This window comes from Altericroceibacterium endophyticum (assembly GCF_009827595.1).
Taxonomy (GTDB): domain Bacteria; phylum Pseudomonadota; class Alphaproteobacteria; order Sphingomonadales; family Sphingomonadaceae; genus Altericroceibacterium; species Altericroceibacterium endophyticum.
Map to the genome: position 1 here is coordinate 325,238 of NZ_WTYT01000005.1, position 22,168 is coordinate 347,405.

General features: G+C 58.8%; 21 protein-coding genes. 12 read left to right on the plus strand and 9 right to left on the minus strand.

The genetic code is table 11. The annotated features are described in order from the left end of the window. Positions 1-98: 98 nt before the first annotated feature. A complete protein-coding gene (locus tag GRI91_RS12660) occupies positions 99-863 on the plus strand; it encodes a L,D-transpeptidase family protein (protein WP_160737043.1) in 765 nt (254 codons plus the stop codon). Positions 864-873: 10 nt separating this feature from the next. On the opposite strand, the gene tilS is transcribed toward GRI91_RS12660, so the two are convergent. From tilS to GRI91_RS12685, 5 genes are all read right to left on the minus strand, one after another. Further along, the gene (gene tilS, locus GRI91_RS12665) at positions 874-1,860 is read right to left on the minus strand and encodes a tRNA lysidine(34) synthetase TilS (protein ID WP_160737044.1); all 987 of its coding nucleotides are present in this window, start codon (positions 1,858-1,860) and stop codon (positions 874-876) included. Then, entirely contained in the window at positions 1,826-2,764 is a 939-nt protein-coding gene (locus GRI91_RS12670) for a tetratricopeptide repeat protein (protein ID WP_337190371.1), read from the minus strand. Before GRI91_RS12670 ends, tilS begins: the two co-directional genes overlap by 35 nt. Positions 2,765-2,906: 142 nt before the next feature. Next, positions 2,907-3,707: a helix-turn-helix domain-containing protein gene (locus GRI91_RS12675; protein WP_160737045.1), complete on the minus strand. Its 801-nt coding sequence runs from the start codon at positions 3,705-3,707 to the stop codon at positions 2,907-2,909. Between the two features lie 99 nt (positions 3,708-3,806). Next, positions 3,807-6,077: a phosphoenolpyruvate--protein phosphotransferase gene (gene ptsP, locus GRI91_RS12680; protein ID WP_160737046.1), complete on the minus strand. Its 2,271-nt coding sequence runs from the start codon at positions 6,075-6,077 to the stop codon at positions 3,807-3,809. A gap of 164 nt (positions 6,078-6,241) precedes the next feature. Further along, positions 6,242-6,397 (minus strand): YdcH family protein, encoded by a 156-nt coding sequence (locus tag GRI91_RS12685; protein WP_160737047.1) that lies wholly within the window; start codon positions 6,395-6,397, stop codon positions 6,242-6,244. A 203-nt stretch (positions 6,398-6,600) separates the two neighbouring features. On the opposite strand from GRI91_RS12685, the gene GRI91_RS12690 reads away from it, so the two are divergent. The 9 genes from GRI91_RS12690 to GRI91_RS12730 all read left to right on the plus strand — a co-directional run bounded on the left by GRI91_RS12690 (position 6,601) and on the right by GRI91_RS12730 (position 16,595). Further along, positions 6,601-6,798 carry a YdcH family protein gene (locus GRI91_RS12690; protein WP_160737048.1) on the plus strand — a complete coding sequence of 66 codons (198 nt, stop codon included), beginning with the start codon at positions 6,601-6,603 and terminating at the stop codon, positions 6,796-6,798. 134 nt (positions 6,799-6,932) lie between these two features. Further along, positions 6,933-7,397 (plus strand): DUF1465 family protein, encoded by a 465-nt coding sequence (locus GRI91_RS12695; protein ID WP_160737049.1) that lies wholly within the window; start codon positions 6,933-6,935, stop codon positions 7,395-7,397. A 65-nt stretch (positions 7,398-7,462) separates the two neighbouring features. Next, on the plus strand, positions 7,463-8,335 hold the full coding sequence (locus GRI91_RS12700; RefSeq protein ID WP_160737050.1) for an MBL fold metallo-hydrolase: 873 nt from the start codon (positions 7,463-7,465) through the stop codon (positions 8,333-8,335). Continuing rightward, positions 8,317-9,015: a DUF4230 domain-containing protein gene (locus tag GRI91_RS12705; RefSeq protein WP_160737051.1), complete on the plus strand. Its 699-nt coding sequence runs from the start codon at positions 8,317-8,319 to the stop codon at positions 9,013-9,015. The genes GRI91_RS12700 and GRI91_RS12705 overlap by 19 nt, the downstream gene beginning before the upstream one ends. Further along, positions 9,012-10,016, plus strand: coding sequence for a quinolinate synthase NadA (gene nadA / locus GRI91_RS12710; RefSeq protein WP_160737052.1), 1,005 nt, complete (start codon positions 9,012-9,014; stop codon positions 10,014-10,016). The genes GRI91_RS12705 and nadA overlap by 4 nt, the downstream gene beginning before the upstream one ends. 126 nt (positions 10,017-10,142) lie before the next feature. Next, on the plus strand, positions 10,143-11,432 hold the full coding sequence (locus tag GRI91_RS12715; protein WP_160737053.1) for a DUF2254 family protein: 1,290 nt from the start codon (positions 10,143-10,145) through the stop codon (positions 11,430-11,432). Then, entirely contained in the window at positions 11,429-12,808 is a 1,380-nt protein-coding gene (locus GRI91_RS12720; protein WP_160737054.1) for a DUF2254 domain-containing protein, read from the plus strand. Before GRI91_RS12715 ends, GRI91_RS12720 begins: the two co-directional genes overlap by 4 nt. A 93-nt stretch (positions 12,809-12,901) precedes the next feature. Then, entirely contained in the window at positions 12,902-15,292 is a 2,391-nt protein-coding gene (locus GRI91_RS12725; protein ID WP_160737055.1) for a TonB-dependent receptor plug domain-containing protein, read from the plus strand. A gap of 10 nt (positions 15,293-15,302) precedes the next feature. Then, positions 15,303-16,595, plus strand: a complete 1,293-nt coding sequence (locus GRI91_RS12730; protein WP_237437851.1) for an aminotransferase class V-fold PLP-dependent enzyme — start codon at positions 15,303-15,305, stop codon at positions 16,593-16,595. An 8-nt stretch (positions 16,596-16,603) separates the two neighbouring features. Here the strand turns inward: GRI91_RS12730 and GRI91_RS12735 are convergent, their stop codons facing one another. Further along, on the minus strand, positions 16,604-18,415 hold the full coding sequence (locus tag GRI91_RS12735) for a DUF885 domain-containing protein (protein WP_160737056.1): 1,812 nt from the start codon (positions 18,413-18,415) through the stop codon (positions 16,604-16,606). Between the two features lie 93 nt (positions 18,416-18,508). Here GRI91_RS12735 and GRI91_RS12740 point away from each other — a divergent pair, with 93 nt between their 5' ends. Beyond that, complete coding sequence (locus tag GRI91_RS12740; RefSeq protein ID WP_160737057.1) at positions 18,509-19,372, plus strand: HpcH/HpaI aldolase/citrate lyase family protein; 864 nt, start codon at positions 18,509-18,511, stop codon at positions 19,370-19,372. Between the two features lie 94 nt (positions 19,373-19,466). Here GRI91_RS12740 and GRI91_RS12745 read toward each other — a convergent pair whose 3' ends face one another. Together GRI91_RS12745 and lipB are read right to left on the minus strand one after the other, a co-directional pair. After that, a complete protein-coding gene (locus tag GRI91_RS12745) occupies positions 19,467-19,784 on the minus strand; it encodes a hypothetical protein (protein WP_160737058.1) in 318 nt (105 codons plus the stop codon). A 17-nt stretch (positions 19,785-19,801) separates the two neighbouring features. Next, a complete protein-coding gene (lipB, locus tag GRI91_RS12750; RefSeq protein ID WP_272917854.1) occupies positions 19,802-20,479 on the minus strand; it encodes a lipoyl(octanoyl) transferase LipB in 678 nt (225 codons plus the stop codon). A gap of 62 nt (positions 20,480-20,541) precedes the next feature. On the opposite strand from lipB, the gene GRI91_RS12755 reads away from it, so the two are divergent. Then, entirely contained in the window at positions 20,542-21,363 is an 822-nt protein-coding gene (locus GRI91_RS12755; protein WP_160737060.1) for a hypothetical protein, read from the plus strand. Positions 21,364-21,448: 85 nt separating this feature from the next. Here GRI91_RS12755 and GRI91_RS12760 read toward each other — a convergent pair whose 3' ends face one another. Beyond that, positions 21,449-22,081 (minus strand): class I SAM-dependent methyltransferase, encoded by a 633-nt coding sequence (locus GRI91_RS12760; RefSeq protein ID WP_160737061.1) that lies wholly within the window; start codon positions 22,079-22,081, stop codon positions 21,449-21,451. Between the last annotated feature and the right edge of the window lie 87 nt (positions 22,082-22,168).

A 22,168-nucleotide genomic window follows, 5' to 3' on the forward strand; every position in this document is an offset into this window, starting at 1 on the left:
CGGGCGTGCACTTGGACATCATCGAAAGAACGTATCGGGACGGTACAGGCACGAAGCTTGCGCTGGCAGTACAGCCGCCAATGCGGCATAGATAGGTAATGACCCTTATTGTAAAATGGATCGGTGGTGCTACGGCGGCCATTCTGCTGGCTTTGCTGGCCGTTATGTTTCTCGGTCATTCGCTGTCTTCCGCGCAATCAGATGCAGAGATGATGGCGCAGCCCGCTAAGGCCGCCGGTTCAGCCACGGCCTCCGCGGACGGTTCCGCACCGGCCCCTGCTACGAACAATCCATCTGTTCAGCGCGCCGATACCAGCACAGAAGGTGCTGCTACATCAGTCGACGTCGAACTCGATTCCCCGCCTGCGCCAGCCCTTGCTGCCAAGAAGGCCGCCAGCCCCTTCGTCATAAAGCACATCATGCCGATCGACGGCCCGCTACGTTATGGCGAATGGCACTGGGATGAAACCGGGGCACCGGCTGACGGACCGCTGGTCATGACAGTCGATCTGGACGCCCGCGTTCTGTCGGTGTTTCGCGGTGGGTATGAAATAGGCGCGACTGCCGTGCTGCTGGGTACGCAGGACCACCCCACCCCGCTTGGCACCTTTCCTATCCTGGAAAAGAACCGCGACAATGTGTCGAGCCTTTATGACGCACCGATGCCCTACACGTTACGGCTCACCTGGGATGGGATTTCGATCCATGGCTCACAGGTGGAAAATGGCTATGCCAGCCATGGCTGTATCGGTACGCCCAAACCCTTCGCCGCCAAGCTGTTCGCGCTGGCATCCAAGGGGGACAGGGTCATCATAACGCGCGGCAAGATGGCGGGCGTCGGCGATCTGCTGATAGAAAGTTGACGGAACGGGCTTACTGCCCCTGAACCCGCCGCGCCGGTTCCTTGCGGAACACCCATTCGCTGCCACTGATACGCACAACCACACCGCCCAGTGTCGCATCCTTGCCCTGACGCAGACGCGCGACCAGCCGCGCCGCCGCGCCGCCGCGCGGATCACCGCCCAACATGCGGATCGCGCGTATGACAATGCGCATCACGATCAGTCGCGGCGTTTCCGGACGATAGCGGATCTCACCCTCGCTCACGGTCACACGCTCTTTCCATTCGCGCGTGGTTGCCCATTCGATCGTCTGTTCCGCCTCCGTCAGATGCGCGGCACTGGCCGCCAGAGCGACCGGATTGATCCAGTCGGCATCAGCCAGATTCTTGCGCATCTTCACGCGATCGAAACGCTCATCTTCATTGCTGGGGTCAAGCGCCGGGCTGAGACCGGCAAGATCAATCACCTCCCGCAACTCTGACCGGCGCCAACCCAGAACCGGGCGCAGCAGGGTCAATTTGGTGCCCGGCACAACGCCTCTGGCACGCACCCCGGCCAGACCGGCAACGCCGCTGCCCCGGTTGAGGCGCATCAGCAAAGTTTCTGCCTGATCGTCAGCATGGTGGGCCGTCGCCAAGGCGCCCAGCCCCCGCCGCTTCATCCACTGGCCCATCACGGCATAGCGTGCCGCGCGGGCGCGATCCTGCAAATTGCCCGACTGCACCTCTACTTTGAGCATTTCGCAAGGGATGCCATGCCCGGCGCAAAGTTCCTTCACCATGGAGCATTCACCAGTGGCTTCGGGGCGCAGGCCATGATCAACCGTCGCCACCTCCACCCTACCGGGTAGGACCGCCTCTGCCAGCAACAGCAACGCCAGACTGTCCGGCCCGCCAGAGACAGCAAGTCCAAGCCTGCTCCCCTCTGGCCACAACTTTGCCAGATCCCCTGCAAACCGGGCGATCAGCCGGTGCGGGAAACCATCATTGGCATTTGACGCGGGATCGGTCGCGTTCATACTGTCCCTGAAGCCTTCCTGTTGCGAGTGCAGGATAGGTATCGCCAAATTCAGCAAGAGCAATACAAGCTCGCTTGGTATCCCCCATCGCTATCATCGCTTCGGACAAATAAAGCAGGCTGTCCGGCGCGCGTGCTGCCTGTTTATCGGCCTGATAATTGCTCAGAAAATAAGGTGCAGCCTGTTCTGCCTTCCCATCATCAAGATAGGCCCGGCCCAGCAGATTGCGACCATAGGTAATGCGCGAATGATTGGGATAATTCTTCACGAATAAGGCAAGCTGCTGCTGCGCCTCGGGAAAGAAGCCTGCATCCCACAAGCGGAACCCGTAAACATACTCATCGTCGCCCGCATCATCGGTTTGCGGCTTGGGAATAGCCTGTACGGCGGCCACGCGTGCAGCACTGGGCGCGGCTGCGGCGACCTGTTGCTGCGCCGGGGCCTGAGCCTGTGGTTTGCCAGGTGCCGGAATAACTCCGGTAGGCTGACTGGCCGCAGACTGGGGAGTAAAGGCGGTAGAAGTGTTGGTCGAGGCAGATACGTTCATTTGCTGCTGCAATTGCGCGATCGCATTGGCATTTTCCTCACCCCGTGCAGTGAGGCGTGCCAACTGCCCTTCCAACGCGTCGAGCCGGGTTAGAATATCCGTTATTACCGTCGGCGATGGCGCAGCCGCCGACTGGCTGGGCGCGGGCGTCGGCGTCAGCACTTCAGGTGTAAAGAAACGCCCATCGCCATTCGGAAATACCTTGCGCTGCAATGCCCTGACTTCGGCTTCGATCTTACGCAAACGTGCGTCGTCATCCTGAGCCTGAGCCACGGCAGGCAGGCTTCCGGCGCCCAGTCCAATCGCAACACATGCCATAATAAAGGTGCGTGAACGCCCCTGGGTTTTGCTTTTCACTTGCAATCTCCTGCGCAGCAATCCGCAACCTTGCATGGCACGAATAAACCCTGCGTTAACGATATTTCGTAACCACCTAGCCAATAAAGGCGCCCTTTGTCGAGCAAAGACCGCCGCCGATACGTGATCCTGGCAAGGATCCCTATCGTGCGAGCAGAGCCTGAGCCGTTACCGGTACATCGCGCATGATCTGGTCATCATCCGCCAGCCGGCCAATTTCCTTCCCGCCAACGGTGATCGTCAGGGCGTCGGGGCGGCCGGTCCAGAGCTGCGGCCCCTTGGCCTCCGCCGGGACGGTATAGCTTTCGCCCTTGGCCATCTGCTTCTGCATCAGCTGCTTGCCATCCGCATCGTAGAATTTCACCCAGATACCATCTTCCATCGCGGTGAACACGACCGGGCCGCTTGCCGCAGCATCGGCAGTCGCAGGCGCGTCAGCGGCAGCGGTGTCTGCATCATCCTGAACCACCTGCTCAGCGGCGGGCGTTTCTTCTGCCAGCGGAGGAAGCTCCGCTGCGGGGACGAACAAGGTGCGGAAGAAAATCAAGGCTGCGGCCAGTAAAGCGAGGCCCAGAACAACGACAACCCACAGCATCTTGCCCGAAGGTACACGGGCCGGATCACCAGGTTCGAAGCTGACAGCGCGAGGCGCTTGTCTGGGTTCCATTGCATCCAGCTCTGCACGGACACGGCCGGTGATCTCTTCCGGGTCCAGATCGAGCAACTTGGCATAGGTTCGCGAAAAGCCAACCGCATAGGTGCGCGCAGGCAATTCGTTGAATTCGCCGGCTTCGATGTGCCGAATATGCCGCCGGGGGATCTTGGTCTCCTGCGCAACCTCATCCACCGACAGGCCCTTGGCCTCCCGCGCTGCACGCAGATCAGGCCCGACCCCTGAGGACTCGGTGGCTGACATTGTATTTTCGTCTAATTCTTCGGCCATGCACGCTCCCGCTTGCGCTGTCGGTCTGAAACGATCCAATTTGCAATCAAATGCTAGTTTCGAACCCTGCGAGTCAACCCGGCGAGAGCTTGCAAGCAGCTATTCGACTTCTATTCCGCGCGCCTCGGCCCATTGCTGCAATGTTGTCCGCATATTCTCTGGCGGATTGGCGAGCCAACCATCCATCGCGGCCGAAATTTCAGCCGAATCTAATTTGCAAATCAGCTCTTTAATCGGCCCGACGGCCGCCGGAGTGATCGACAGGCGACGAATGCCCAGACCAATCAGCGCCATCGCCTCCAGGCGTCGTCCGCCCATCTCGCCGCAAACACCCAGATCGACCGAATACCCATCCAGCTGCCGCACCACCCGGCGCAGGAAGCGCAGAATGGACGGGCTGACCCAATCGTAGCGCTCCGCCAGTTTGGGGTTCGCCCGGTCGGCCGCAAAAAGGAACTGCGTCAGATCATTCGTGCCAACCGATATGAAGGACAGCTTAGGCGCGATCAGATCCAGCGTTTCAGCCAGTGATGGCACCTCCAGCATGACGCCGTAGCGGATGGCTTCGGGCAAAGTGTGCTTGCGCGCCTTCAGAAAGGCCAGCTGGCTCTCAAAAACGTTGCGCGCGGCGTAGAACTCCCATGGTTCGGAAACCATCGGAAACATCACGTTGAGCACCCGCCCGGCCGCAGCATCGATCAATGCACGAGCCTGAACCTTCAGCAGGCCTTCCCGCTCCAATGCCAGTCGCAGAGCCCGCCAGCCCATCGCCGGGTTTTCATCTTCCCGGCTGGTATCATTCACCAGATAGGGCAGGCTCTTATCGCCGCCAATATCTACGGTCCGAAAGATAATCGGTTTCTTTCCCGCCGCATCCAGCACATCGCGATAAAGGCGCGTCTGCCGGTCACGCTGGGGCATCGCATCGGAAACCAGAAACTGAAACTCGGTGCGGAACAGGCCAATGCCATCGGCGCCGGTCATGCTCAGCATGGGCAAATCATCACGCAGCCCGGCATTCATCATCACGGTAATGCGCTGGCCGTCGCGGGTGCGCGGTTCGACATCGCGCATCTTTGCGTAAGCGGCTTGTTTTTCCTTGCTGCGGGTAAAGCGCGTATCAAATGTATCGAGCACGCCTTGTGATGGGCGCACGGTCACTGCCGCGCGGTCCGCATCCACCAGCACTTCATCACCTTCGCGGATTATTGCGCGGGCATTGCGCACGCGGCCAATGACGGGAATCCCCATGGCGCGCGCCACAATCACCACATGGGCGGTGAGCGAGCCTTCCTCCAGCAGCACACCCTTCAGGCGGCGCTTGTCATATTCGAGTAATTCTGCGGGGCCAAGATTCTTGGCAATCAGAATGGAATCCTGCCGCAAACCGGAACTGGCGGCGGTCCCCAGCTGACCCGAGACAATCCGCAACAAGCGGTTCGCCAGATCTTCCAGATCATGCATCCGGTCCGCCAGCAGCGGATCGTCAATCTCGCGCATGCGCATCCGCGTACGCTGCTGCACCCGTTCGATCGCTGCTTCTGCTGTCAGCCCGCTATCGATCGCTTCATTGATGCGGCGTCCCCAGCCCTCATCATAAGCGAACATCTTGTAGGTTTCGAGTACCTGATCATGTTCACCGCCAACGCCGAATTCGGCCTGGTTGGTCATATGCTCGATCTGTTCGCGCATTTTGTCGAAAGCGAGATAGACACGCTGCCGCTCCGACTCTGTGTCTTCGGCAACTGTCTGCTCGATCCGGATGCGCGGCTGATGGAACACGGCGGCACCGCTCGCCAGCCCCTTGACCAATGTCAGGCCGGTGAGTGTTTCCTGACCAGAATGCGCCTGCGACAGGCCGCTCTTGTCATCGTCATCGACCAGATTGGCATTGTGAATCAGTTCGGCCAGTACCATCGCCACCGTTTGCAGCGCCTCGATTTCAACTTCTTCGTATCGCCGCGGTTCGACATGCTGGACCGTCAGCACGCCGATCGCCCGCTCATTGCGGACGATGGGCACACCGGCGAAGGAATGGAATTTTTCCTCACCCGTTTCCGAGCGGTACTGGAATTCAGGATGCGCGGCGGCTTCAGCCAGGTTCAGCGTTTCGACATTGCGCGCGATAGTGCCGGTCAGCCCCTCGCCCACGCCCATGCGGGTTACGTGAACCGCGCTTTGATTGAGGCCGCGCGTGGCGAATAATTCCAGCATACCCACCCGCAGCAGATACACCGAACACACTTCGCTATGCAGAGCCTCGCCAATGATATCGACGACCTGATTGAGCTTTCCCTGAGCATGGAGGCGCGATGCCATGACTTCATGCAGCTGGGTCAGGATTGATCGGGCGGCGGCGACTGCGGACATGCAACAGGATTACCCCACATTACGTCGCTTGTGAATGTTACTTATCGCATTTGGTGATTTTGTTACTCTTTTGAGCACCAAAACAGCTCTTCATAAAGCAAGAGCGGCATACCGCCTGAAAAATCAGGCGGCGCCGCTCTTGGGATGATCAGATTGCCTGCCTTTTAATGCAGCGCAATTTCTTCCTTGAGCCGAAGTTTCTGACGCTTAAGCGCCTGTATTTTCGAAACATCGGGAGAAGGCCGGTTGAGTTCCTCTCGCAAGCTACGCTCCAGACCGAGATGCTTTGCCTGAAGTGCTGACACATGCGATGTCACCATATGCGTTCTCCTTATCTGTCATTGATCCCAAACGATCATGGCACGGCGCAATCGCAAGCAAGAATCGCTAACTTTCGCGCCGTGCAATTGTCATAAAATCATAATAGTTATAGATCGGCAAACAGCGCAGAGATGAACCGCGCGAAACGAAAGGTAGTACGCATGGAAGCGGGCAGGCACGGGAGCATCCCGGGAAGGTGAATATGACCGAAGAGGAGATGCGCAAGAAACTGACCGGCCTGAAGATCGAACATCGCGATATGGATGCCGCGATCGATGCTCTGACTTCCGCTGAATCACTCGATCAGCTGCAAATTGCGCGGCTTAAAAAGCGCAAATTGCAATTGCGGGATCAGATGTCGATGATCGAGGACTATCTGACTCCAGACATCATTGCCTGATTCGGGACAGAATCGCGCAGTACATTAAGTAGGGCCACCTATGTTTGATTAGGACACACCCTAAGGATGTTTGCCCTTAAGGCTTTTGACTGGCTGGCGCGCGCCGAAAACAGCCGTTATTTCCTGGTCCTACCATGACCTATAAAACAAAACTCAATCAGACCCTGCTGGAGTCTCTTTACTGGGAAGCACTGTGCCTTGCCGAAGAGCTGCAGCAGACGGTCGAAGAAAAGAACCGGGCTCGCGAAAATAGGATTGATGGAACGCAGACTGTTGTCGCAGATACAACCGCGTTTTCGCAAGAAACCTTCAGGACCACCACGCGCATCATGCATGCCATCGCCTGGCTGATGGATCGGCGGGCTTGTCTGGACGGCATGATCAGCGCTCAGCAGCTTGAGATGCAGCCCGCCTTGCCGAGCCTCATTGATCAGGAATCCTGGTCGATATCGGGGGGCCAAACGCCAGACCTGATCGGGCAGATCAATGCGTTTTATATCCGCATTGCGCGGCTTGACCGCCATTGGCGTGCCGAGCGGGAACGCTGTGCCGAACCTGCCGCAGCCGCCAAAGGCCAACGTAGCGCGGCCTATTACTAGTGAGATAGCTTTGCTCATATAACCGCCCCCTCGACAGTCTGTGTCGGGGGGCCCATATCCCGGCTATGACGTTGCCGCCCAAACCATGGCCAACCGGCCACTGCGAAGATATCGAACCGTTGATACGCCGCATATTGGCTCCCAACGGTTCCCCCTTCACATTCACCGGCACGCAAACCTATTTGATCGGGACGCAGGAAGAACTGGTCGTGCTCGACCCCGGCCCGGATCATGCAGACCATGTCGATGCTCTGATAGCTGCCATCGGGCAGGCCCGCGTCGTCGCCGTGGTCTGCACCCACACGCATCGCGACCATTCGCCTGCCGCCAAATTGCTGTCCAGCCACTTCGATGCACCGATAATCGGCTGTGCTGCGCTCACCATACAAAGCGATGAACCGCGCGCAGACGCGCCGTTTGATCAGGATTACGCGCCCGACCGGGTGCTGGAGGATGGGGATAGCATCACCGGCGATGGCTGGACGCTGACGGCGGTTTCCACGCCCGGCCATACCTCCAATCACTTGTGCTATGCGCTGGAGGAAAGTGGCGCGCTGTTTACTGGGGATCATGTCATGGGCTGGTCCACCAGTGTGGTCGCCCCGCCAGATGGCAATATGGCGGATTATCTCGCCAGTCTGGACAAGCTGTATCAGCGCGACGACCGCATCTATTACCCGGCCCATGGCCCTGCGATCACGAAACCCCGTCAATTGGTGCGCGGAATGATGGGTCATCGGCGCCAGCGCGAGCGTCAGATCTTGCGGCTATTGGCAGAGGAGCCGCGCGTTTTACCGGAGATGGTGCCGCTGATGTATAAGGGGCTCAAAGAGCAACTCTATCCTGCCGCGGGCCAATCAGTGACGGCGCATTTGCTGGATCTGGAACGTCGGGGCGAGGTCATCCGTTCAGGAGATCTATGGCAAACAACAAGCTGACCACGGATGAGACAAGCAGCACCGAGCTGCCCTCTGATCCCCCTGCGCCCAGGCGCGAGAAGTCTCTGGCACGCGTGCAGGCCGTGCCGTGGCTGCTCTTCATCGGAATGATGGCGCTGGCGGCTTTTCTGGGCTGGCGCGCCTATGCACCCGACGATCTGGGCGATCCGCTGGCTACCAGCCTGACGGCGTTTGAAAAACGGAACGAGCTGACCGTCTTTTCCGCCAGCCTGTCGCCGGTCGTTGCCTCCACCGACAGCCGCCTGTTCGGCGCGATCAAGAGCAGGCAGGTCGCCGTTATTCCGGCTCAGGTAAATTACACGCTGAATATGGGCGCGGTGGATGCCAGCCGGCTGCGCTGGAATGAAGCAAACGATACCTTATCCGTCCAGCTGCCGCCAGTTCAGGTGGGCAAACCAAATCTGGACAGTGCCCGGGCGCAATATCTGCGCGAAGGCATCTGGATTACCAGCGATGCGCAGGACAAGCTGACCCGTGACAACACCCGTCTGGCAGAACAGCAAGCAGTAAAACAGGCCGCCAATCCCGTACTCATGGACCTTGCGCGAACAGCTGCTAAGGAAGCCGTGTATCAGAATCTCGCCATCCCCCTGCAAGTTGCAGGCTATGGCGACGTTAAAATCCAAATTCGCTTCGACGGAGAAGAAGAAAGCCAATGAGCGTCGAATCCAAGCTCCCCACCGGCACTGATCTGCGCGCCGAAATCGATCGGCTGCGTAAAGAGCGCAATGCCGTGATCCTGGCCCATTATTATCAGCGGCCCGAATTGCAGGATCTGGCAGATTTCGTCGGAGACAGTCTGGAATTGTCGCGCAAGGCGGCAGAGACGGATGCCGATGTCATCGCCTTTTGCGGCGTGAAGTTCATGGCCGACACGGCCAAGATCCTGAGCCCGGAAAAGATCGTTGTCCTGCCCGATATGGACGCTGGTTGCAGTCTTGAAGACAGCTGCCCGCCGGACAAATTCCGCGCTTTCCGCGAACAGCACCCCGATCATATCGCGCTGACCTATATCAATTGCTCGACCGAGGTGAAGGCGCTGTCCGACGTGATCGTCACCAGCTCCAGCGCCGAAACGATCCTGCAGCAAATCCCCAAGGATCAGCCGATCATCTTCGGCCCGGACCGTCACCTCGGCGGTTATCTGAACCGTAAATTCGATCGCGACATGCTGCTCTGGCCCGGCGTGTGCATCGTGCATGAAGCCTTCAGCGAACGCGAATTGCTGAAACTGAAGGAACAGCATCCCGATGCACCGGTGGCTGCCCATCCCGAATGTCCGCCGCATATTATCGACCATGCGGATCATGTCGGATCGACCAGCTCCATCCTGCAATATGCCAAGACCTTTGCAGGGGATACGCTGATCGTTGCAACCGAACCGCATATTATCCACCAGATGGAAAAAGCGCTGCCGGAGAAAAACTTCATCGGTGCGCCGGGCGCAGACGGCAACTGCAATTGCAATATCTGCCCCTATATGGCGCTTAACACGATGGAAAAGCTTTACATCTGTCTGCGCGATCTCGAACCGCGGATCGAGATTGAAGAGGATTTGCGCCTGAAGGCCAAACGCAGCCTCGACAATATGCTGGATATGGCATCCGGCACGATCGGACAGGGCGACCTCGGACGGATCCGCTCAAGTCTGGACAGCTGAATACGGACAGAGTGCCGCGACAATCGGGCACTCTTCCCTTCTCCACTCGTTGCCTCAACCAATAGACCCGTTCGGGAATTTATATTCCGAACGGGTCATTGCACGAAATGGCGGGGGTTACGGGCCTTGAGGCGAGAAGCACAATTTGGCGGGGCGGCGTTCTGGACCCTGCGCCAGCTCATCATAAATTACTGGGCCCTGCCCCTCATCGCCGTCATCGCGGCACCGGTCGCCGCCATTGTCAGCCTGTGGCTGGGCCAGCATGGGGCGAGCGAGTTTCTGCTGGCACGTGATCTGGCGCCGGTTGCCAGCGCCGAAACGGCGAAAGAGCTCGCCAGCACCGCAACCGGTGTCACCGCCGCTTTCCTGACTCTGTATTTTTCAATTACCCTGTTGGTGTTGACCCTCGCGGCGGGCAATCTGGGCGTGCGCCTGATTGATCGCTGGATCGACAAACGGCTGGTGCGCATTTCCATGGCCGGACTGGCGTTCTGTCTGGTCTTTTCCCTGATCATTCTGGCCGCGATCGATCCTGCAGCCGACATGGCCGATGTGCCCCTTTTCAGTTTGCTGGTGTTGATCATCCTCCAGATGATCAACATCGCCATGATGGGCGTATCGCTGCATGATCTGGGCCGCACCATGTTTGTCGATCGCTCGATTGCCAGAATTGGCAGAGATGCTGCGACCCCCAATCTGCCTGTTACGGCAGGCGAGGCATGGCGCGGTGAATGGGCACAGACCATCCCCGCGAGGCGCACAGGCTATGTTGAAGGCATCAATTACGCTTGGCTCGCCAAAAAACTGAGTGATCACCCCGGCCGCCTTCATTTCTGCAAGGCCCCCGGCGCGCATGTGCTGGAGGGAGAGGCACTGGTCCTGTGCGAACGCGATGGTGTCGATCCGCACTATATCGACAAGGCCATTGCGATTGGTGACTTCCGCTCTGATGGGCAAGGCCCGGTCTTTTTCATCCGGCTGCTGGTGGAAATTGCGGCACGGGCGCTGTCGCCCGGTATTAATGATTCCTACACTGCACGCGCTGCCTGCGATGCACTGACCCACGCCATGGCGGGGCAGCTAGGCTCCTGGGTCGATCGCGCTGATCAGCCGCTTTATGCAGATGATTGCCGGTTTGAAATTCCCGGGCAGGATTTTGCCGCCCTGTTTGCCGGTCCACTCGCCACCTTGCGCCAATCCGCCGCCGATTACCCCGCCATTGCCGCGCGGATGATCGACAATTTCGGTCGTCTGCTGCATCACGATGCAATGATGAACCGATCACCTGAGTTACGCGCGTTTCTATGTACACAGGCCGACGCTCTGGCCGATCACGCCCTTGCGCAAACGCAGCAGCATCTGGACCGGGAGACTCTGGAAAGCGCCCGTCGAAACTGTGTGGGAGAAGCCGCATGATCACCCGCATCGGCGAGATATGGCGCCGACTTAATGCCAGTTACTGGTTCTATCCCGGCCTGTTTGCCCTGACTGCTCTCATTCTGGCGCTTGGCACGATCTGGCTGGATCGCAGCGGCCACACCGAATGGATCAGCAATATTCCCTTCATCCACACCGCCCGGCCCGATGGGGCGAACACGTTGCTGAGCGTGATTGCCAGTGCGATGATCGGCGTGGCTGCAACCGTCTTTTCGATCACGATCGCAGCGGTGGCCTATGCCAGCGGCAATTACGGGCCCCGCCTGCTGACCAATTTCATGGAAGACCGGGGTAACCAGCTTAGCCTCGCCACCTTTATCGGCACCTTCGTCTACGCCATCACGGTGCTGCGCACCGTGCGCGGTGAGGATGAAAGCGCTGGCTTCTTGATGCAGGGAAACGATTCCCTGCCCGGTTTCGTGCCGCAGCTTTCCCTGCTGGTCGCTTATGCGCTGACGGCCATTTCCATTATGGTCCTGGTCTATTTCCTGAACCACATTCCGGCTTCAATCCGGGTCAATACCGTTCTGGAAGGCATCGGACAGCGCCTGCTCCGCGGTATTGAAAGGCGTTTCCCCGATGAAGATCGCGGCGACGTGCCGCTCAGCCGGCCAGACGGCTTGCCTATTTGTGCCGCCGGTACAGGATATGTGCAGTTCATCGATTTCGACAAATTGCAATCCATCGCGTCCGCCAAGGAAGCCAAGCTCGTGCTTGGGCTGAGGCCGGGCGACTTCGTACATCCCGCCATCCCTCTGGCCTTCTGGTCTGACCCCTCCTCGATCGAAGAGAGCCCGGATGACGACATTCGCGACTGTTTCTCACTTGGCGGCATGCGCACACCGGGGCAGGATATCCAGTTTCTGATCGACGAGCTGGTGGAAATCGGTTGCCGCGCGCTTTCGCCCGGTATCAACGACCCCTTCACCGCTATCACGGCAATTCATTGGCTGGGCGCCGCGACTGCAGTGATCGGCATGCGTGATCTGCGCATGCATTTTCAGGATGATAGCGGCACAAGTTCCGATCATCTGATTCTGCTCGATGATAATTACGAACATTATCTGACGCGGGGATTTGGCGCCCTGCGCAGCGCAGTCGCAGCCAATCGCATCGCCTGTCTGGTAACCTTCGATACGCTGGTCAACGCATCCCTCACGCTTACCAATGAATCCCGCAAAGCGCGTCTCAAGCTTGAAGGTGATCGCCTGATCGATCAGGCGCGTGAAGCCCTGCGTGGCCCCGCTTTGGTGGATGTGGAGGCCCGCTATGTTCGCTTTTGCCAGAAAATGGACAGTCAGGTGCTACCCTCTGACCCGCCAGACGAACGACAGTTTCTTGACGCCGAAACATAATTTCGCAACGCAATAGACTTATATCGGTAAACACGGTGTCATGAAGCACCCCTAGGCGCCCGTCATCAATAACGGGTCCCAGAGGTAAACCTCATGCAAATCAATTTCCTTCGTCTCGCAATGGCGGCGCCGCTGCTTTTTTGCGCGCCGAGTTTCGCGCACGCTGCCGATGATGCGTCAACTGCCAGCGCAGCAGACACGACGATCGATCAAACCATTATCGTAACCGGCACGCGCGAAGCGACGCGCACGCAGTTCGATACGATCGCCCCCGTCGATGTGCTGAGCGACACCGCGATCGATGCCAGCGTTTCGGACGATCTTTCCGACACCCTCGCCCAGCTCCTGCCTTCTTTCAACGTGCAGCGCCTGCCCGCAGCCGACGGTGCGGCATTCGTCCGCCCGGCAACACTGCGCGGCCTGTCGCCTGACCAGACACTCGTGCTGGTGAATGGCAAGCGGTACCACCGCTCTGCGCTGCTCGGTAATCGCGGGGCACAGGCGACGGACCTTGCCTCCATCCCCAATTCGGCGATCAAGCGGATCGAAGTTCTGCGCGATGGTGCGTCGGCGCAATATGGTTCGGATGCCATTGCCGGGGTGATCAATATCATCCTTGATGATCAGCCGGGGATCGACGGCTACGGCCAGTTCTCCCAATATTATGAAGGTGACGGCGAATCCTATCAGGGCGGTTTGCAGGCCGGTTTCGGTCTGGCCGATCGCGGCTCGATCGTGTTTTCCGGAGAATATAACAAGTCTGAAGCAACATCGCGCACGCGCCAGCGGGCTGATGCGATTGCCTTTCAGGAAGCCAATCCCGACCTCGACGTGCCCGATCCGGTGCAGCGCTGGGGCCAGCCCGAACTCGAATCCTTCAGAGCAGCAGTCAATGCCGATTACGAGATCACCGACAGCGCGGAGCTCTATGCGTTCGGCACCTATAACGACGGCAACGGCGTAACCGACTTCAACTGGCGCAATCCCGCCAACACCGGCAATGTGTTCAAGGACACGGAAGCCTTTCCCGGCTTCAATTTCACCAGCATCTATCCGACCGGCTTCACCCCACAATTCGGCACCGATTATAACGACATCCAGACCGCCGGCGGCATCCGCAGCGCTGACCGTCTGTCAGATTTTACCTATGATTTCAGTGCGAGCTGGGGCCGTAGCCAGATCGATTACAACATGTCCCAGTCGCTGAATGCCTCGCTCGGCCCGGACAGCCCGACCGAATTCTATCTGGGGCAACTTGAACAGCGTGAATTCAACCTCAACGCCGATTTCGTCTATCGTCTCGACACCGGCGGCTACGCGCCGATCAATATCGCATTTGGTGGCGAGCGCCGGGTGGAAACCTACGCGATCACAGCCGGTGATCCTGCCAGCTATGCCATTGGCCCCGGTGCCGCAGAGGGTCTTTCAGCCAATTCAAACGGCTTCCCCGGCTTCAGCGAAGACGTTGCCGGCGAATGGGATCAGACCAGCTATGCCGGCTATGCCGATCTGGAATGGCAACCGGTAGAGATGCTGACCCTGGGTGCGGCGGGTCGGTATGAAGACTTCTCCGAATTCGGCAGCAAGTTCACCTACAAGCTCTCCGCTCGTACGGATTTGACCGACACTTTCGCGCTGCGCGGCACCTATGCCACCGGCTTCCATGCTCCGACGCCGGGACAGCTCAACACATCGAAGACCACGCAGGGCCTCGATACCAACACGATGACGATCTTCACTTCGGGCCGTCTCTCGCCCAGCGATCCGATCGCCGTTGCGCTCGGCGCAGAGCCGCTGAAGCCGGAAACCTCGAAATCCATCACACTCGGCTTTACGGCCAAGCCGGCCCGCGGTTTTCAGGCCAGTGTCGATCTCTACCGGGTGGATGTAGATGACCGCTTCGGCCTGTCGGCCAGCCAGTCGGTGCCAGATGGCGTCGAAAATCCCAATGGCTACAGCTCGGTCAATTACTACACCAACGACTTTGCCACGCGTACGCAAGGCATTGACGTCGTGCTGAGCTATCAGTCGCGCCTCGGTGAAGGGCAGTTCTCAGGATCGCTGGCCTATAATTACAACGACACGAATGTCCGCAACGGACTTTCCGCGACAATCGGTAGCGACGAGCAGCGCCAGCGCTTCGAAAACGCCCTGCCCAAGCATAACGCCACCGCTTCGCTGGGATATGATATCGGGCGTTTCGGCATTCTCGCACGCGGGCGTTATTATGGCTCCTGGACGGATTATTCGGACAATGCCGATGGCCAGATTTTCCAGGATTTCGGGTCGATGGTTCTCGTCGATCTCTCCGTCGATTATGATCTGACCGACAATATCAGCCTGCGTGTGGGTGCCGAAAATCTCTTCGACAGCTATCCCGATGAAGCTACCTATCAGTCGGTGCGTGGCCTCATCTATTCGCGCAACGCCCCCTATGACACCGATGGCGGCCAGTATTATGTCCGTGTCGGTTTCAAGTTCTAAGGACGCTGGTTTGACATTTGATCGCAGAATGTTCGTGAAAGGGGCGGCGCTAACCAGTGCCGCCCTCGCCACATCGAAGCTTCACGCCCTGGCACCAGAGGCAGCGCCACGAGCCGGCATTACCGCCGATGACGAAACCTATTGGGCGCGGATCGCCAGTCAATATGACGTGACCAAAAACGTCATCCAGCTCGAAAACGGCAATTGGGGAATGATGGCCCGGCCCGTTCTCGATGCCTACAAGGTGCATCTTGATCGCGTGAACCGTGACACCAGCTATTACTCACGGCGCCAATTCTGGCCCGATGCCATGGCGATCCGCGCAAGGGTGGCCGAAACGCTGGGCGTGGTGCCGGAAGAAATCGTTTTCACCCGCAACGCTACAGAGGCGCTGGAGGCGCTTATCTATGGCTATCGTGGTCTCGGGCCGGATAATGCCGTGCTGCTTGCCGATCTGGACTATGACAGCATGCAGAATGCGCTGATCGGTCATGCACGCCGCCAGGGTGCGCGAATTGCGCGGATCGATCTGCCTGAACCGGCGACCCATGCAAATGTGATCGCTGCCTATGAGGCCGCTTTTGACGCGAACCCCGATCTCAAGCTGGTGCTGCTCACCCACCTCAGCCACCGCACTGGATTGGTCATTCCTGTGCGCGAAATCGTCGCAGCCGCGCGGGCCCGCGGGATCGATGCGATTGTCGATGCCGCACATAGCTGGGGTCAGCTCGATATCACTCTGCCCGAACTCGGTGCCGATTTCGTCGGACTCAATCTGCATAAATGGATCGGCGCCCCGCTCGGCGTCGGGGCCGCCTATATCCGCAAATCACGTCTCTCTGCCATCGCGCCTGACCCGACCAATGGCGAAGGCGGGGAAGACCGGATCGATAGCCGAGTGCATACCGGTACGACCGATTTTGCCGCCCTGCTCAGCGTGAATGATGCGCTCGATTTCCGCCAGTCAATCGGCGGTGCGCCCATGGAAAAGCGTCTGCAATATCTTCGCGATCGCTGGGTATCCGCGACCCGTGATATTGCCGGGCTCCAGGTTCTGACGCCCGACGATCCCAGAATGCATGGCGCGATCACCTCCTTCCGCTTTGCCGGAAAGACCAGTGTGAAAGACAATATAGCCATCGCCAAAGCGCTGCTCGACCGGCACCGGATCTTCACCGTACACCGTGACGGGATTGCCGGCGGTGCCTGCGTCAGGATCACGCCGGCTCTGCATAACAGCCCCGAAGATGTCGATGCGGCCGCAACCGCCTTGCACGAACTGGCGGGCAATCTGCCGGTCTGACGGAGCGCTTACTCCACCGGCAGATCGAACAGCAGCGCCCGGGCATATTTCACCGGGGGGGCGCCATGGGCCAGCAGGCTGTCGTGGTAGCGCTTCAGATCGAAATCATCGCCCGCGCGCCGCTCTGCCTCGCGCCGCAGCGCCAGATGCTCTTCATAGCCGGTGAAATAGCTGAGCATCTGGACCGATGACAATTGGGCGCGCAGCCACTTGCCCGCAGCCTCGCGCTCCTGCTGGAATGCGCCTTCCATCATCAGCTCCATCGCTTCACCGCGCGTCATACCTTCCGTATGCACGCCAATGTCGAGCAGCGTGTTGGTGACCGAGCGCAGCCGCATTTTCAGCACGATGAGTTCAAACAGCGGATCATCGGCCATATAGCCCTGCTCCACCATCAGCCCTTCACTATACACGGCCCAGCCTTCCACGAAGGGCCCGCTCATCAGCACCGCGCGCAGAATATCGTCATTCTTATTGGCATGGTCCAGTTGGAGATAATGCCCTGGCACGCCTTCATGGATCGACAGATCCTGCAGCATGTAGGTGTTGTATTCGGACAGGAAGCTTTTTGCCTGTTCGTCGCTCCAATCTGCGGGGATCGGAGAAATGGCATAGAAATTGGGCTGGTTCTTCTCGAGTGGCCCCGGCGGATCATCATAGGCCACGAAATTGCCCTGCTGGAATTTGGGGACGGTGATCACCTTGACCGGACCGCCGGGCATGGTGACGAAATCCTTTTCCTTGGTGAAGGCCGTGACCTCCGCCAATGTCTCGCTGGCGGCTTCGACCAGCTCATCCCTCTTTGGGCGCGCTGCGTAACTATAGCTCAGTGCCCGTTCGATCGCGCTTTGCTGCGTTCCGGCAGAGGGGACCTCCGGCAAATCCTCCCCCTGCCGATCGCGAATGATCTCGCGCGACAAAGCGTACATCTGGCTGCGAATATCGCGTTTCGTGGCCAGAGCCCTTGCCTTCAATTCACTGCGATCCATCGGGCTCATCATGGCGAAAGCCATTTTCTGATCATAGAGCCTCGCGCCCAGCCGGAAGTCACCTTTGGCGGCAGGCACAAGTTCCTCGTCCAGCCAGCGCTGATGCTCGGCCGCCGCGCGTTTCAGATTGGCAAGCGCGGCATCGAACCGGGTGCGCGGCACACCGCTGCTTTCCACTTCGGGAAGAAGCGCAGCATCAATGATGTCCAGCAATCCCTGATTTTGTTTCGCCACGGTTTCAGCATAGACCTTGGGCACTCTGGCAGGGTCAAGCTGCTGGCGCGCTTCGGCCAGAAAGGCCGGAATTTTCTCCATCCGCTCGACGATGGATTCAAATCGGTCGGGCCATGGCGCGAAATCGCGCGCGATCAGGCTGTAGATCGAAAAATTGACAATATCGTTATAATATTGCGGGTTCCAGGCATATTCCTGCAACACGTCTTCCTGCCAGATCGCATATTCGAGCTGATTTTCCAGCATCCGGTAATCGACCTGATGATCCCGCGACAGCTGATTGAAATCCACCTTATTCAGCGATGCGAGGAATATCCGGTTAGCATTCTGCCGCGCATTGCGGCCCGCTTCGCTGATCACGGGCAGATCCCCGTCCATGGAATGATCACCCAACTGCGTGGCGGTAACGGGATTAAGCGTGAGCAGCGTATCGACATAGGCATCGACGATCTCACCAAAGGCGTGATCCATGGGGCCCTCCGCCGTATCATCCGCTTCTGGCGCGGCGCTTTGCGCTGTCTCCACAGGGGCCTGATCCGGCATGGTCGCGCATCCGGTCAGAGCCAGGACCGAAACAACATTCAACACACGACGCATGGCTTCACTCCGATAATAATCCTATAGCGCAGATCGCTACCAAGAATTCGGGCAGGCGACCAGCGCCCGATGCTGCACAGGAGAGGACACACAATGCGCAGTTGGCTGTTTATTCCCGGAGATAGCGAGCGCAAGCTGGCCAAAGCGGCAAGCTGCGGCGCGGATATTCTGATCGTAGATCTGGAAGATGCCGTGGCACCTGACGCAAAACCCAAAGCACGTGAGATGGCCTGCGAGTGGTTGCGTGAGGAACGCGGTGAAGGCAAAACACCGCGCTGGACCCGGATCAATGCAATGGATACGCCCTTCTGGCGCGATGATGTGGAAGCTGTGCTCCGCGCTGCGCCTGATGGTATCATGCTGCCCAAGGCGGCCGGTCCCGCGCAGGTTGAAATGCTAGCCAAGACCTTGCTGGAAGTGGAAGCCGATAATGGCCTGCGCAGCAATTCCACCCGCATCATGCCCCTGGTGAGTGAAACACCGCAGGCGACGCTGACCATTCCCGCCTATGGATCATCATCCATTCCGCGCCTGGCCGGGCTGACCTGGGGGGCAGAGGATCTTTCCGCCGCCGTCGGGGCCAGCCGCAAACGCAATGCAGCGGGCGAATGGACCGATCTCTTCCGCATGGTCCGCTCGCAGGTGCTGCTAAGCGCCCATGCCGCACAAGTCGCCGCTATCGACACGTTACATGCCGATTTCCGCGATCTGGATGGGCTGAAACGGATTGCGGCGGAATCGCGGGCCGATGGCTTTGCCGGAATGCTGGCCATTCATCCCGCACAGGTGGAAATCATCAATGAGGCCTTTGCCATCAGCGCCGCAGAGCGGGCGCAGGCGCAAGCAATCGTGGATGCATTTGCGGCCAATCCCGGCGCCGGCGTGCTGCAGGTGGATGGCAAAATGGTGGATCAGCCACATCTGGTGCAGGCGCGCAAATTGCTCGATCGCGCCTGAGGGATTGGTCAGCGGCTGACTTTTCCGGCGTAATCTTGCCCGGGCCATGACGCACACTGGCCCGGAGCATGCACGTCATGCTCGGCGGAGCGGTTTAATCCGCCGCTTCGCCCGTATCCGCTTCCGATGATGTTTGCTCCGCGGTAGAATCCGCTTCAGCGGCACCATCGTCCGCCGGTTCCGCCTGATCGTCACCGCTGCCATCTGACGCTGGATCAGAGGCATCGCCGGAAGAATCCACCTTCAGCGCCGGAGCACGCGAACGCAATTTGTCCTCCGGCAACATCGCATCGCTGATCGTGCCTTCGAGCACTTCACCCGAAACCGTACCGCTGGCGCCTTCTTCCGCGGGGTCATCACCGCAAGCGGCAATTCCCAATGTCAGGCATCCCGCCAAGAGGGCGCGCGTCATGTACCATGTGGCTCGCTTCACGATGATCTATTCTCCTCCAGCGCGCCAAGAAAATCAGCGGCGCGTGCCTCCATTGCCCTATCCCACTGCTCCGGCGCAACTGAAAGGCCCAGTCGCTCAAGACTGGTCACCCCGAAATCGCTGATACCGCAGGGCACGATCCCGGAAAAATGGGATAGGTCGGGCGATAAATTGACTGAAAAACCGTGCATCGTCACCCATCTGCGCACCCGAACGCCGATGGCACCGATTTTCGCCTCTGTGCCATCAATATCGCGGGTCCAGATCCCGATTCTGCCCTCTGCGCGCCAGCCCTCAACCCCGAAGTCGGACAATGTCGCAATGACCCAGTCTTCCAGCGCGTGCACGAAAGCGCGCACGTCGCGTCCCCGCCGCGACAGATCAAGCAGGACATAGCCGATCCGTTGCCCCGGCCCGTGATAGGTGTAGCGCCCGCCGCGCCCGGTTTCGACGACCTCGAAACGCGGGTCCAACAAATCTGCCGCAGCCGCGCTGGTCCCGGCGGTGTAAACCGGTGGATGTTCCAGCAACCAGATCAGTTCCTCCGCCTCACCAGCGGCAATTGCCGCATTGCGCGCTGTCATCTCATCCAGCGCGGTGCGATAGGAAATCGTGGCACCACTCTTGCGCCATTCCAGTTCATTGGTCGCCATATGATTCCGTTTTTGCAACATCATGTTTGCGTGAAGCCTCATGCCTCGCTTATCAAGCGTCAACACATATAGGGGACGTACCGATGACTTTCGACATGAACCGCGCCTGGCGGGGGGCCATGGATATGTTTTCCGCCAATCGCGAAGTGTTGCTGATTGTAGCGGGGATATTTTTCTTCCTGCCACAATTGCTCGCCTCGATCGTGCTGCCCGATATGTCCGGCGCGATGGCGAACCCGGAAGACAGCCAAGCAATGATCGCGATGCTGACACAGATTTACACCAATTACTGGTGGTTGTTCCTGATCGTAGTGCTGGCACAGGGAATTGGTTTTCTGGGAATGATTGCGCTGCTGCGCGATAGCAGCAAGCCAACCGTAGGTGAGGCATTGATGGCCGGATTGAAGGCATTGCTGCCTTATATCCTGGCCTCGATCATCATGAGTGTCATTTTCATGATGGTCTTTGTGCTGATCGTCGGCGTGCTTTCGATCACCGGGATTCCTGCCCTTGCCGCACTTGGCATGGCCATCGCCCTTGCTGCATTCTTCTATCTGGGCGTGAGGTTTTCGCTGCTGACGGCGGTGATGGCGATTGAAAATATCCTGAACCCGGTGGGTGCATTGCGCCGGTCATGGACCCTGACCAAGGGCCATTCCGTGCGCCTGCTGCTGTTCTACGCGCTGATTCTGGTCGCTTACCTCGTCATCTCGCTGGTCATCGGCTTGGTTATGGGCGGGCTGGTTCTGGCTCTGGGCGGATCGACCATCGGCCTGTTTCTGAATGCCGTGGTCTCCGGGTTGATCGGCGCTGCCGCCACCTCCTTGTTTGCCACGCTTCTGGCGAGCATCCATCACCAGCTGTCGGGTCCTTCGACGCAGGCGATCGGCTCAACCTTCGATTAAGACGCCTCTGCACCGCGCAAAAGAAAGGCCCGGACGCTCATGCGCTCCGGGCCTTTTCTGTTTCGACGGGTCGTCGGAATTACAGTCAGTCGGTATCTTTCCAACCCCACGCGAGCACGCAAGGGGGGATATTGATCCATTCAAAACCGGTATCAACGCGGCTGAAATGAAGCGCAGTGAAATCGCGTGCGACAGTGCTGAACTGATAGGTCAGGAATGCCCCGCCCTTGCGCACCACGCGATATGTCGCCGCGGCGATGGCCGGCGCGACCCCTTCAGGCAGTGTCGAGAAAGGCAGGCCGGAAAGAACGTAATCGGCTTTCTCATGCCCGTGACGGCGCACGATCTGTTCGACATGTTCCGCAGATCCGAGCACCGCATGAAAGCGGCTATCGTGGATCGTGCGGTTGAGATAGTCGATAAACAACGGGTTCGTGTCGATGACGATATATTCGCCGTCGCGCGGCAAATGATCCAGCACAGTCTGGCAGAATGTTCCGACACCCGGCCCATATTCGACGAACAGCTTGCAATTGGCCCAATCGACAGGCTCAAGCATGCGCCGGATTGTGTAGCGTGAGGAGGGGATAATCGATCCCACCATCACCGGGTTTTTCACGAAGCCTTCGAAGAAGACGCCCAAGGGGCCGGTCATCTGCCGAAACTTGCGCTTCAGCTTGGTCACCTTGCGCTCTTCGGTAAGCTCACTTCCATCCATTTAGATCCGTCCCCGCTGATTGCGCCCCGGAAGATCGGAGCCGACGGCCGAACCGCCGTTCGCAAATATTGCCAACTTTTTCAAGAG

Coding starts and splice junctions, on each gene's coding strand:
- GRI91_RS12660 (WP_160737043.1), top strand. CDS start 99: ATGACCCTTATTGTAAAATGGATCGGTGGTGCTACGGCGGCCATTCTG.
- tilS (WP_160737044.1), bottom strand. CDS start 1,860: ATGAACGCGACCGATCCCGCGTCAAATGCCAATGATGGTTTCCCGCAC.
- GRI91_RS12675 (WP_160737045.1), bottom strand. CDS start 3,707: ATGGCCGAAGAATTAGACGAAAATACAATGTCAGCCACCGAGTCCTCA.
- ptsP (WP_160737046.1), bottom strand. CDS start 6,077: ATGTCCGCAGTCGCCGCCGCCCGATCAATCCTGACCCAGCTGCATGAA.
- GRI91_RS12685 (WP_160737047.1), bottom strand. CDS start 6,397: ATGGTGACATCGCATGTGTCAGCACTTCAGGCAAAGCATCTCGGTCTG.
- GRI91_RS12690 (WP_160737048.1), top strand. CDS start 6,601: ATGACCGAAGAGGAGATGCGCAAGAAACTGACCGGCCTGAAGATCGAA.
- GRI91_RS12695 (WP_160737049.1), top strand. CDS start 6,933: ATGACCTATAAAACAAAACTCAATCAGACCCTGCTGGAGTCTCTTTAC.
- GRI91_RS12700 (WP_160737050.1), top strand. CDS start 7,463: ATGACGTTGCCGCCCAAACCATGGCCAACCGGCCACTGCGAAGATATC.
- GRI91_RS12705 (WP_160737051.1), top strand. CDS start 8,317: ATGGCAAACAACAAGCTGACCACGGATGAGACAAGCAGCACCGAGCTG.
- nadA (WP_160737052.1), top strand. CDS start 9,012: ATGAGCGTCGAATCCAAGCTCCCCACCGGCACTGATCTGCGCGCCGAA.
- GRI91_RS12720 (WP_160737054.1), top strand. CDS start 11,429: ATGATCACCCGCATCGGCGAGATATGGCGCCGACTTAATGCCAGTTAC.
- GRI91_RS12725 (WP_160737055.1), top strand. CDS start 12,902: ATGCAAATCAATTTCCTTCGTCTCGCAATGGCGGCGCCGCTGCTTTTT.
- GRI91_RS12735 (WP_160737056.1), bottom strand. CDS start 18,415: ATGCGTCGTGTGTTGAATGTTGTTTCGGTCCTGGCTCTGACCGGATGC.
- GRI91_RS12740 (WP_160737057.1), top strand. CDS start 18,509: ATGCGCAGTTGGCTGTTTATTCCCGGAGATAGCGAGCGCAAGCTGGCC.
- GRI91_RS12745 (WP_160737058.1), bottom strand. CDS start 19,784: ATGACGCGCGCCCTCTTGGCGGGATGCCTGACATTGGGAATTGCCGCT.
- lipB (WP_272917854.1), bottom strand. CDS start 20,479: ATGTTGCAAAAACGGAATCATATGGCGACCAATGAACTGGAATGGCGC.
- GRI91_RS12755 (WP_160737060.1), top strand. CDS start 20,542: ATGACTTTCGACATGAACCGCGCCTGGCGGGGGGCCATGGATATGTTT.
- GRI91_RS12760 (WP_160737061.1), bottom strand. CDS start 22,081: ATGGATGGAAGTGAGCTTACCGAAGAGCGCAAGGTGACCAAGCTGAAG.